Below are 12720 nucleotides of genomic sequence, written 5' to 3' on the forward strand. Positions count from 1 at the left end.
CATTAAGGACGGTGGTTTTTTTTGAGACAGTTTGGGAGTGATATTACTTCATTACTTAGTAACTAAACCACTAAGCTCACTCATCAATACGGACAACGTTGAAAGACCGATTTGACCTTCTTCATCGTTGCTATGCAGCTCATCCAACTTATTCATCTCTGTAGTGACTGCAGCAAGCTGATCGACGTGTCTTGCTCTCCATTCACTAAATGCTTGCTTAGCATCTGGTTTTGAGAGTACCGCATCCATCAATAGACGCAAGCTGCGTGACAGCTCGTTCACTAACGCATGGCGAGCACGGCGATCCCAATAATCTTGCTGTGGTAGGCTGGCAATATTTTCCATCATCCAGTCTAACTGCAACACTTGATAAGCTTCAAAGTATAAGGTTGCAATCTCATCGACAGGACGCTCGTATTGCTCAGCAAGCAATGCAGCATCAAGCGCATCGACATGGTACGGTAGCATCGCAAATAGCGTAGCATCATTATCAGACAGCTCTTTCTGCATCAAGCGCTTAGTATCTTCTTGCAGATATTGTGCAAACTGCTGCTCGATAAAACCACTTGGCTTAGTCAATTTTTCAACGCTTTCACTGAAGCGGCTAATCATATCAGCAACTTGTAAGTTTTGACCGAAGGCATTGATAAACCAAACCACACCGCGCTCCAGTGAATCACGTAGACGTAGCTCAAGGTTTAGCAGTAATGTCGCCTCAACTTGATTGTCTAGGGCTTCAAGTGCTTTCCAAGCGCGCGATACGTTGAATACATCACGGCTAATCGCATAACCACGTACGATAGTGGCTAGTGATTGATCGGTTTCTTCAAAGAGACGGAATAGCGCTTCAATACCTAAACGGTTGACTACACTGTTGGTCAAGTAAGTACTGATAATCTCGCGATGCAAACGGTGCTCAGTCATCTCATCAAAGAAGCGTGAAGCAAGCTCATCTGGGAAGTACTTACGTAGCTCATTGATAAAGTATGGATCATCTGGTAAATCAGACAATAATAGATTGTCATAAACCCACATCTTGCCATAAGCCAAGACCACTGCCAGTTCAGGATTGGTCAGACCAGTATCCGCTTTTTGACGCTTCGCAATCTCTTCATCTGATGGCAGATACTCAATCGCACGATCCAGACGCCCTTCACTCTCTAGCATCTGAATAAAGCGCTGATGATCGCTCAGATTGGCTGCAGCACGGATATGGCTCAGCTCAATCGCTTGTGGTTGCAAGTAGTTTTGACGTAATACCAATTCTGCTACGGTGTCAGTCATACTCTCAAGCAGCTCATTACGTTGCTTCAGCGTCATATCACCTTGCTCGACCACTTTGCCAAGTAGGATTTTGATATTGACTTCATGGTCCGAGCAGTTCACACCGCCTGAATTGTCGATTGCATCTGTATAGATACGTCCGCCCGTTTGAGCGTATTCGATACGACCTTGCTGGGTTAGACCTAAGTTACCACCTTCACCAACGACGGCTGCACGTAGCTCATTACCATCGATACGTAGCGAATCGTTTGCACGGTCGCCCACATCGGCATGCGTCTCGTTCGCACTTTTGACATAAGTACCGATACCACCATTCCAGATGAGATCGACAGGTGCTCGTAGTAACGCGCTGATCAAATCATTTGGTGCAAGGCTGTCTTCACTGATATCGAAGAGCGATTTCATCTCAGGGCTGATAGCGATGGTTTTGTCTTGGCGCGAGAATATCCCACCACCTTGACTGATTAATGATGCTTCATAATCTGCCCATGAAGAGCGTGGTAGCTCAAACAAGCGTGCGCGCTCAGCGTACGAGGCTGCCGTATCTGGATTAGGATCAATAAAGATATGCAAATGGTTAAAGGCAGCAACCAGCTTGGTATGCGTTGATAGCAGCATGCCATTACCGAATACATCACCACTCATGTCACCAATACCGACAACCGTAAAGTCATCACGGTTTTGGATGTCCATACCGCGCATACGGAAGTGACGTTTGACCGACTCCCAACCACCGCGAGCTGTGATACCCATTGCTTTATGGTCATAACCTACTGAGCCACCTGATGCAAAGGCATCATCTAGCCAGAAGTTGTACTCTGCTGCTAGCGCATTGGCTATATCAGAGAAGGTAGCTGTACCTTTGTCTGCCGCAACAACCAAGTACGGATCGTCCTCATCATGACGTACCGTGTTGGCTGGCGGGACGATGTTGCCATCTACAATATTGTCTGTGACATCAAGCATGCCGCGTAAGAATGTCTGATAACAAGCGATGCCTTCTGCTTGGAACGCCTCACGACCATCAGCCATGCTCTTGGTTTTTACAATAAATCCGCCTTTAGAACCTACAGGGACGATTACTGCGTTTTTGACCATCTGTGCTTTGACAAGGCCAAGTACTTCAGTACGGAAATCTTCCATACGATCTGACCAGCGCAGACCACCGCGAGCGACTTTGCCGCCACGTAAGTGCACAGCTTCGACGCGTGGTGAATACACAAATATCTCAAACATTGGCTTTGGTTTAGGCAAGTTTGGAATGTCTTCTGCCAAGAACTTAAATGACAGACGATCTTTGCGTTGACCATCGCTATCGACTTGATAGAAGTTGGTACGTACCATCGCATTGATCAAGTCTAAGTACCAGCGCAAAATACGATCTTCGTCTAGGCTATCGACATCTGCTAGCGCAGCTGTGATTTGCTCTTGAATGGTAGCAGCCTTTTCTTGACGCTCTTCTTCGCTATACTTAGGATTCATACGTGCGTCGAACAAACTACCTAACGCCACGCTGATATCACTGTTTTTGACCACAGTTTGCTGAATATAAGCACTAGAGAATGGCGCACGTGCTTGCAGCATATAGCGAGACAATGCACGCAATACGACGACATCATAAGTATCGAGCTTGGTCGTTAGTACCAATTCATTGAATGAATCGCTTTCAACGCGACCTGCCCAGATTTGTTTTAGGCTGTCTTCGAACTGACCACGCACTACTTGCATATTGACTGTATCGACATGCTCTAGGGTCAACTCATACTCTTGCATCCAGATAGGCTGCTCTGGCAAGTCAAACTCATAAGTTTGTGCTGAGATAACTGACACACCAAAGTTTTCAAGTATTGGTAGCACTTTTGATAAGATAACCGGCTGCTCGCGACCGTATAGCTTTAGGTGGAGCTGGTTACGTGCATCGCCTGTTGACTGGTATAAATGCCAGAGCATCGGTTGCTCTGCGGTCAGTCCTGCCAGACGCTTTGTGTCTTCGACTGCAGTACGAGCATCAAAACGCTCTTGATAGGCAGCAGGAATATAGTTTAAGAAGCGACGATTTAAAGCATTGGCTTGTTGTTCGCCCACATTGTCGAGTAGCATTTTTTGATAATTATCATCCCATGATTGCATGAGTGCTGATAATTTGGCTTCAAGTGTAGCGATATTGACGTCATTTACTTGACCAGGTACGGTACGTACGTGGACATGCACACGAGCATGCGCAGATTCATTGAACTCAGTAGTAAACCCTGAAGACATACCGTTATAGGCATCTTTTAGGACGTTTTGTACTTTGATACGTAGCTCGGTATTGAACTTATCACGCGGGATATAGACCAAGCACGAAACAAAACGCTGATAATGGTCGATACGGCTAAATAGACGTAAGCTCTTTTTGTCTTGTAGTTGAGTAATGCCCGAAACAATTGGATATAGCTCTTCGACGCTGGCTTGGAACAAATCATCACGCGGTAAGGTGTTAATCACATGCATCATCTTGTGATGGGCATGACCGTCACGTGGCAAGTCTGCCATCGCCATAATCTTATTGGCTTTTTCTCGCAATAGCGGTATTTGCTGTACAGTCAGCTGATAGGCTTGTGACGTAAGCAAACCGATAAAGCGGTATTCACCAATTAGGTTGCCATTGTCATCGAACTTATGAATGCCCAAAAAGTCCATATATACTGAACGGTGTACAGGTGATACACGGCTTGATTTAGACAGCATCAACACGCGCGGCTCAGTCAATAATTGCTTTAAGCCTCTAGGCAACTGGCTAAAGCTTTCTGATAGCTTATCTTTTTCAGAACCACGTAATAGACCAAGTCCACTGTTACCAATCGCAAATAAATCTAAATCGGTCGGCTCAGAAGTCACTTCGATAGACTGACCACCTTCCAAGCGGTATTCACGATACCCTAAGAATATAAAATGATCGTCTAAGATCCAATCTAAAAATGCTTGGATTTCTTGTTGTGAGTAAAATACTTCCGGTAGCGGCTTAGTTGAAAGCTCAGTTTTGATGTCATTCAACTGCGCACGCATCTGTTTCCAATCGCCAACGACCGTATCAAGCGTGTCAATTTTTGACATCAGCATTTGTTGCAGCGCTTCCAAGTCTTCGTTGTCTTGGTAAGCAATTTCACAATGAATCAATGACATATGTGAAGTGGCACTTTCATGTGCGCCTTCGATATGGGTGATATCACCATTGTCATCACGCTCAACACTGATAATGATGTTGTAAGTACGATGAACATCGATACCTTCAGCTTCCAGGCTCATCAAAATCGTATCAACTAAGAATGGTCTATCATAAGCTGCGATTTGAATGACAGTGTGCGAGCTGTGAAAGTGCTGCTCTTCTGCTGCTGGGTTTAGTACTGTCAGCTGCGGCTTGCTGCCGTCGTAAGCTTTGAGTAGTGTAAAGTGATGTAGCGCCATGCCCGCCAAGTCAGCATTACTAATCGCCTCTGCAGTCTCTTGATGCAGCGGCTGATAATAGCTATGAATAAAATGATCAAATAGCGATTTGTCTTTTTGTACATAACTGGTAGCAATATCGCTTATCTGGCTAATGCGCTCTTTTGCGATACTGAGGGAGTTTGGCATTTCCTGCGTCCTTTTTTTATAGATTTGGTTTAACATTTATTTATTTAAGTTTATCGATTTAGAGTGACTACTGTTACTGCATATTCATCATTGGTGCAACGGTGCAGTATTTCCATTCACGCGACTTATTTTATTTTTATAACAGTTAGAAATTTTCTCCTTTTTTGCTCTTATTTTTTATTAATATGTAGCCATCAGAATTTAATACTACCAATATAGTGAAGTGTAACGCACATAAGGCGCGAGCTAAAGTGTACAACATCATTTCATGAATCAGCGATGTGTCGATAACCTTTACTAATGAGACAATGCATTTTTAGACATCGATATGGATGATTCGGTGCTGGCAGGCGGATACTCATGGTAATTGAAGGCGTTTTTTTGTTAGAATATGCCAACATATTTAAGAGCGTACGACTCGCTCACTATTAACTTTAATGCTAAGGGCAAAAGGTATGATGAATATTTTGGTGGTTGGCTCAGGTGGTCGCGAACACGCATTGGCATGGCAGTGTGCAAAAGATGACAATGTAAAAAATGTCTACATCGCTCCTGGCAATGCCGGCACCGCCCTTGAGCCTAAATGCCAAAACGTTACGCTAGAGTCTACCGACGCTGACGCAGGTGAGCATAGTGCTGTTATCGCTTTTTGTCAAAATAATGATATCGACATGGTAATTGTCGGTCCAGAAGCGCCTTTGGTTACGGGTATTGTTGATGCTTGTCGTGAAGCAGGTATCAAAGCATGGGGCCCAACAGCATACTGTGCACAGTTAGAAGGCTCAAAAACTTTTGCTAAAGAGTTCATGGAGCAAAACAACATTCCAACCGCTGCTTATCAAGGTTTTACCGACGCAGTCGCTGCCAAAGCCTATGTCGATGAGCAAGGCGCGCCTATCGTTATCAAAGCAGATGGTCTTGCTGCAGGTAAAGGCGTCATCGTTGCTGAAACGATCGAACAAGCACATGAAGCTATCGACGATATGTTAGCGGATAATAAGTTTGGTGATGCTGGCAGCCGCGTGGTTATCGAGCAGTTTTTACAGGGTGAAGAAGCCAGCTTTATCTGTATGATTGATGGTGATAACATCTTGCCAATGGCAACCAGCCAAGATCACAAACGTGCTTTTGAAGGCGATACCGGTCCAAACACTGGCGGCATGGGTGCCTACTCCCCTGCTCCAGTTGTTACCAGCGATGTTCATAACAAAGTTATGCAGCAAGTGATTCAACCAGTAGTCGATGCCATGAAAAACGCAGGCCATCCTTATACTGGATTCTTATACGCTGGTCTTATGATTGATAAGGCAGGCGACCCGTATGTCATCGAGTTTAATTGCCGTTTTGGTGATCCAGAAACGCAGCCTATTTTAATGCGTTTACAGTCATCAATGGTCGATTTGGTCGCACAAGGTTTGGTAGGTCAATTACCTAGTGAAGCAAAATGGGATGCGCGCCCTGCTCTAGGTATCGTTGTCGCATCAAAAGGCTACCCTGAAACTTCATCTAAAGGTGATGTGATTGCTGGCTTGCCAGAACTAGATCCTAACAACGACGAAGCTGTTAAAGTTTTCCATGCTGGCACGGCATTTTCTAATGATAATGATAAAGAAGTCGTCACAAACGGCGGGCGCGTCTTATGTGTGACTGCGCTAGCAGATAGTATTTCTGATGCTCAGCAAGCAGCTTTAGCAGTCACCGCTGCTATTAGCTTCGATGGTGCGCAGTACCGCCGTGATATTGGTCATCATGCCATCACTCGCGAAAACGCTTAGCAGCTAAGGCATCCTAAGAGACATATTGAGTAACGTCTTGGGCAACATTTTAGATAATGCGAAGGTTTCGCTCAATATGTTTGATTAATAGTATTTCTGTATTTTATAGCTCTACATCACTATTTGACCTAGCATCATGCTAGGTCTTATTTTTTAGTATCTTTTTAATACTAATCTATTGGTTATAAATAGATTTTTCTAAGTTTTAATAACAAGTGACCTTGCTAAAAAATTCTAGCTATTTATCAATCATACTCAAACTAGTAAGCACCTATTTATCAATAGTTACCGCTAGATATTAGCTTACAAAGTAACTATCAATGGCCAGCTCAGGCTCATAAAACCAACGCGCTTTATATGATACAATTTTGTACCTGTGCATCACGTCTCCCTTGTATTGTAGGTTTCGAACCCGCAAATCAATACCAATTGGATGAATGATTATACTTATGGCAAATGATACGTCTAAACCTTTTAGCAACAAGCAATCAATCGATAGCCTAAAAACCTCAGGGTTTGATCGTCGTATGTCGATTGCAAAAACTTCTTTGAATATTGGTCGTCGTTGGGCGGGTAATAGCGTGTCTGGTATGTTCTTAAATAAAGAAGCACGTACTGCACGTAATCAGGCATTTATGGAAACTCAGGCAAATTATCTGGCATCAGAGCTGGGTAAATTGAAAGGTTCGGTCGTCAAGATTGGTCAAATGCTAGCGATTTATGGTGAGCATATACTGCCGCCAGAGATCACACGCGCTTTGCAAACCCTTAATGATGACACAGCGACATTGACTTGGCCGACGATTGAGCAAACATTACGCCAGTTACTGGGCAACAAACTAAATGAGCTAGACATTGATCCTGTCCCTATCGGAACCGCTTCTCTTGCCCAAGTTCACCGTGCGACCGTACTCGCCACTGGCGAACAAGTTGTGTTAAAAATTCAGTATCCGGGTGTGGCAGATGCTATCAACTCTGATCTTGCCTTGTTCAAACGATTGTTAAAAGTAAGTAATATCGTCCCTCAAACACGCGCACTCGATGCTTGGTTTGAGGAAATACGTGACCTACTCCATCACGAAGTTGATTACGAGGCAGAAGCGGCTACGACGGAGCGTTTTTACGAGCGTTTAATTGATGATCCGCGCTATATCGTGCCTAAGATCAATCGCACTTATTCTAAAAAGCGTCTGCTATGTATGTCATACGAGCCAGGTATCACTGTGGTCTCGGAAGCACTGCAATTACTACCTCATGAACGCCGTAATGCCATTGGCCAAGCAGCTATAGAAATCATGATGCAAGAGATTTTTGTATGGGGTGAGATGCAAACAGATCCCAACTTTGGTAATTATTTAGTGCGTGTGAGCGAAAACGAAGAAGATATCGATAGATTGGTTTTGCTAGATTTTGGAGCGATTCGTCAGTTTGATGGTAACTTATTAACGATTGCCCGTGGTTTACTACGCGCAGGATATCGTCATGATCAGCAAGCAATGAGCCTTGCTATGACAGGATATGACTTTTTCGATAGCATGAGTAATAAGGTACGTTCAGATATTGCTTCGTTATTTTTGCTTGCTACCGAGCCTTTTAGTGATCCTGAGAAAAATACCGATATCCCTAGTGAATGTCTGGATGAGCAGAATCGCTATATTTGGGCCAACAGTAAACTACATTCACGCCTATCTAATACGGCCACACGTGCAATGCAATCTTTTGAATTTAATCTGCCACCAAAAGAATTCATGTTTATTAGCCGCAAGTTTATCGGTGCATATACTTTTTTAACAGTGCTTGACGCACATACCAACCCTAGTACCTTGGTCAAACCTTATTTATAGTTTTTAATAGTGCGAAATTTTGGCCGTCCTTTAGTGACGGCTTTTTTTGATTTATGTTTTTCCGCTTAGGCTATTTTATATTTAATCTTCGTATTATATTGTAATGACACACTTTTAACTATATTTTTTATTACTTAGGCTATTTTTCGTCTATTATTAAGCTTGCCAATTATCAAACCTTGTTTTATACCATTTTGGCTTACGGATGCTTAACTCCCAGCATACCTCTTGCCGCGCTAGGTACTTCACTTCAAAATGCGTACGCTGGCTGTCGACAGGTACTCGAGAACGTGTTGATGGTAGACACCACACTTTAGTTGCTTGGTATTCTGCATTGTCCATATAGGATTCGATATTAGTCACTAATATCACTTCTCCGCCCACCTGCAAGCGTGATAATAAAAACTCAAAAAAAGGCATATTCAGCCATTGCTGATTTGGATTGTGCTGTTCAGGATTGGGATAAAGAATGAAGATTTTAGCCAAGCTATTTGGTTTAATGGCATGCACTGTCCATGCAATCGCATCCGCATGAATCGCATCTAGGTTTGATAGATTTTGTAAAGTGGCTAATTTTGAGAATGCTTCAAATTTATTACGCGTGCGTTCAATGGCTATCAGATGCTTATCAGGATTTTGTGCGGCAAAGCTAAGTGCATGCTTACCCTTCCCTGCCCCAATCTCTAGCATCAACGGTTTTTCATCTTTATTGTCATTAATGATATTTGGAATAATAAAGTCACGTGGTGCTGACAGTTTTTGTGGTTGAAAGGCACGCTCTTGCTGATGCGTGAGATCAATATTGTCGGTCATCTACTATCCTTAAAGCATTTGTCTTTTGTCATTATTCGGCCCCATGCTATTATATAGTCAATCCAATTGAATAGTAATACAGCGATAGCAAGTACGCCTCGTTTCGTCGTAATTTAAATGACGGATGCGTTTTATGCTTATGCCATATGCAACCAATACTAATAACATTTAGGACATTGCTCTTTTCTTATGACTGACTCTACTGCAAACACGCCCCCAAAGACCTACCCTTGTCCACGTTGCGGCACCCAGACGGCCTGGCAAGACAATAAATATAAGCCGTTTTGTAGCAGTCGCTGCAAGCTAATCGACTTAGGTGCTTGGGCAAACGAAGATTACACCTTACCTGCAGAAACCACGCCTTTTTCTGACGAGCTATAACCCACACTTTTACTCAATTATTATACCAAGGATGCTTTACATGTCTGCTACTTACCTGATGCCCACTTATAATCGTCAACCAATCAGCTTTACACGCGGTGCAGGCAGTTGGCTCTATACCAAAGATGACACGCCTTACTTAGATGCCTTAACTGGTATCGCGGTATGCGGCTTAGGACACTGTCATCCACAAGTCACTGACGCGATTCAGCAACAAGCAGGTATGTTAATTCATACGAGCAACTTGTTTGGCATTGATTGGCAAGAGCGTGCTGGAGAGATACTATGTACCGCCGCCCAAATGGACAGCGTGTTTTTTGCCAATAGCGGCGCCGAAGCCAATGAAGCTGCATTAAAACTGGCACGTTTATACGCGTACAAACAAGGTTTTAAACGTCCAAAAGTTATCGTAATGGAGCAATCGTTCCATGGTCGTACGTTATTATCTTTGTCAGCTACTGCAAATCCAAAGGCGCGTGAAGGATTTTATACGCTAGATGAGGACTTTATTCGTGTGCCATTTGGCGATATCGCTGCCGTCAAACAAGCTGCTCAAGAACATGATGATATCTGCGCTATCTTTGTAGAGCCGATCCAAGGCGAAGGTGGCCTAAACACTGCAGCCAATGGCTTTACTTATCTTGAAGAGCTGCAAGCGGAATGTGACGCTCATAACTGGCTATTTATGCTGGATGAAGTGCAAACAGGTAATGGCCGTACGGGTAGATATTTTGCTTATCAACATAGCAATGCTCGCCCTGATGTGTTGACGACAGCCAAAGGTCTAGGTAATGGTTTCCCAGTTGGTGCGTGCATGGTACGTGGCCGTGCCAATGGTCTGTTTGGCGCTGGTAGCCACGGCTCTACTTATGGTGGTACACCATTGGCCAGCCGTGTGGTACATAGCGTATATGACGTGCTAGCAAATAGTAATATCATGGAAAACGCAGTGACTGAGGGTTTATTCATTAGAGAAAGTATCGTTGATACATTTGGTCAACATGGCGTTAGCAGTCGCGGTGCAGGTATGATGATTGGTATCGCGCTACCTGAAGATATGGATTGTAACCAACTGGTAGATCGTGCCCGTGATGAGCAAAAGCTGATCATTAATGTGACGGGTGGTCATGTTGTACGTTTGCTGCCACCACTTAACATGAGCCGTGATGAAAGCACACAAGTTATTGAGCGTTTAATTAATTTATTAAAGCCATCATTTTAAAGCATGCTTCAACGTTAATAATAGACAACAAAAAAGCCTATAGATGATTCATTATCTATAGGCTTTTTGCTAACTGCTAACTAAAAACGTTTCGTGCGTAGTGAGAACAACACTTAATTTGCATGGAAGTATTTTTTTAGTACTTCTAGACAACGAGTGATTTTGGCTGGCTGTTGGTCGCGATTTAAAGTGACCGCATATAGCACAAAGCTTGGTAACTGATAGCCAGTCAACACTTCTACCAGCTCTCCACTCTCAAGCTCTTTTTTGACGTCCATCTCTAGCATTCTAACCAAACCGTGACCTTCTTTAGCCAACGTCGTTGCCATAAACACGTTATTGGTATAGATACGCGAGTTCATTTTGACACGCGTTTTTTTGCCAGTTTCAGTCTGAATCATATCTATCTGATTGGCATCTTTCATGATCTCAATACAGATTAATTGATGCTCAGCCAAGTCTTTAGGCGTATTTAGCTTACTGTGCTGACGCAAATACTGAGGTGAAGCAACCAATAATTGGCGCACATCGGTCAATGGATGACTGCTCAGACTAGAATCATTAATCGATGGGCTCATGCGAATAGCAATATCAATACGCTCATCAATCATATCAATATAATGATTGTCAGCTAGATAAGTGACACTTAGATCATCATGTGCCGCCATCCAAGTAGAGAGTGCTGGCAGTATATGATTAACACCAAGCTCAGGAGTGGTCGATACACGCAAGCTACCTGCTAGCTCATCACGCAATTGATTAACTTTGATACGTCCTTGCTCCGCTGCACTGACGACATCTTTTGCCGCTTCGTAAAAGCTCTCACCAGCTTCTGTTAAGCTTAGCTTACGAGTTGAGCGATGTAGCAATACCACGCCAAGCTCGTTCTCTAACGAACGAATTTGCTGACTGACTGCACTGGTTGTAATACCTAGCTCACGTGCTGAGCCACTAAAAGAGCCATGTCCGACCACACTGGCGAACACAGCCATACCGCGTAAATTATCCAACATATTCTCACCTAAACGTCATTTCAGTTTTTAATATAACTTAACCATTATAACGACTTTACATTCATCTTATCGTTATCAAATGGTTCTCTCTTGTTTGATAAATATATTTTGACCCGTAATAAAAACAAAAATATCAAGGTGATATATTGCTATCACCTTGATATTTAATATAAAACTACGTTCAATATATAAATATACTTTTAGACATTTTGAGCAATTAATGCTCCAAATCTCAATACAGCTGTACTTTACCCATTTTACCCTCACCACGTTCAGTTAAATACTGCATTACTGGTGTTTTTAGTAATTTCGTTTCAGCAACGGTTTTCGCTTGCTCTAAACGTTTTTTCTGTCGGCGCTCTGGGGTTTTATTTTCGGTCTGCATAATACTACTATCAATTTTCAAGTCAATGTCAGCTTGCGTAAATTGCTGTTGTAGCTTAGCTGCCAATTGCTGAAAAGTGACCTGCAAATGCTTACTATCAACACTGGTCAAAAACGTGGCTCTACCATTACATTGACCAGTCATTGTACCTTGTCGTGCCAATGCTAACTCATCTTGTGCCAATACCTCGCCTTCACGAGCAGTTTGTAACCAGTAGTCCCACTTTTCTGGGTTCCACTCGCCTGTCAGTTCTTGAGGTGGACAACGCAGCAACGTACGTGGATCTTCATCAGAGTGTGCTGTTAACTGAGAATCATTTGCGCTAGGCTCAACAACTGGTTCAGGCTCAACAACTGGTTCAGGCTCAACAACTGGTTCAGGCTCAACA

7 protein-coding genes and 1 pseudogene are annotated in these 12720 nt (G+C 43.3%); 4 read left to right on the forward strand and 4 right to left on the reverse strand.

Features of this window, described 5'->3' with window-relative positions; all coding sequences use genetic code 11:
• Window positions 1-51: 51 nt before the first annotated feature.
• Window positions 52-4899, reverse strand: a complete 4848-nt coding sequence (locus CXF60_RS03150) for an NAD-glutamate dehydrogenase (RefSeq protein ID WP_102090743.1) — start codon at window positions 4897-4899, stop codon at window positions 52-54.
• Between the two features lie 458 nt (window positions 4900-5357).
• Between CXF60_RS03150 and purD the strand changes: the two genes are divergently transcribed.
• Window positions 5358-6674, forward strand: a complete 1317-nt coding sequence (gene purD, locus CXF60_RS03155; protein ID WP_102090767.1) for a phosphoribosylamine--glycine ligase — start codon at window positions 5358-5360, stop codon at window positions 6672-6674.
• A gap of 449 nt (window positions 6675-7123) precedes the next feature.
• A complete protein-coding gene (locus tag CXF60_RS03160) occupies window positions 7124-8518 on the forward strand; it encodes an ABC1 kinase family protein (RefSeq protein WP_102090744.1) in 1395 nt (464 codons plus the stop codon).
• Window positions 8519-8674: 156 nt separating this feature from the next.
• On the opposite strand, the gene CXF60_RS03165 is transcribed toward CXF60_RS03160, so the two are convergent.
• Window positions 8675-9331: a class I SAM-dependent methyltransferase gene (locus CXF60_RS03165; protein ID WP_102090745.1), complete on the reverse strand. Its 657-nt coding sequence runs from the start codon at window positions 9329-9331 to the stop codon at window positions 8675-8677.
• Between the two features lie 189 nt (window positions 9332-9520).
• Between CXF60_RS03165 and CXF60_RS03170 the strand changes: the two genes are divergently transcribed.
• Together CXF60_RS03170 and CXF60_RS03175 are read left to right on the forward strand one after the other, a co-directional pair.
• The gene (locus CXF60_RS03170) at window positions 9521-9712 is read left to right on the forward strand and encodes a DNA gyrase inhibitor YacG (RefSeq protein WP_057760289.1); all 192 of its coding nucleotides are present in this window, start codon (window positions 9521-9523) and stop codon (window positions 9710-9712) included.
• A 40-nt stretch (window positions 9713-9752) separates the two neighbouring features.
• A complete protein-coding gene (locus CXF60_RS03175) occupies window positions 9753-10934 on the forward strand; it encodes an aspartate aminotransferase family protein (protein WP_102090746.1) in 1182 nt (393 codons plus the stop codon).
• Window positions 10935-11047: 113 nt separating this feature from the next.
• Here CXF60_RS03175 and CXF60_RS03180 read toward each other — a convergent pair whose 3' ends face one another.
• Entirely contained in the window at window positions 11048-11947 is a 900-nt protein-coding gene (locus CXF60_RS03180) for a LysR family transcriptional regulator (RefSeq protein ID WP_057760292.1), read from the reverse strand.
• Between the two features lie 232 nt (window positions 11948-12179).
• A pseudogene (locus tag CXF60_RS03185) lies at window positions 12180-12720 on the reverse strand (DNA polymerase III subunit gamma/tau); the annotation flags it as partial.

It is taken from the genome of Psychrobacter sp. 4Bb (assembly GCF_002836735.1).
Taxonomy (GTDB): domain Bacteria; phylum Pseudomonadota; class Gammaproteobacteria; order Pseudomonadales; family Moraxellaceae; genus Psychrobacter.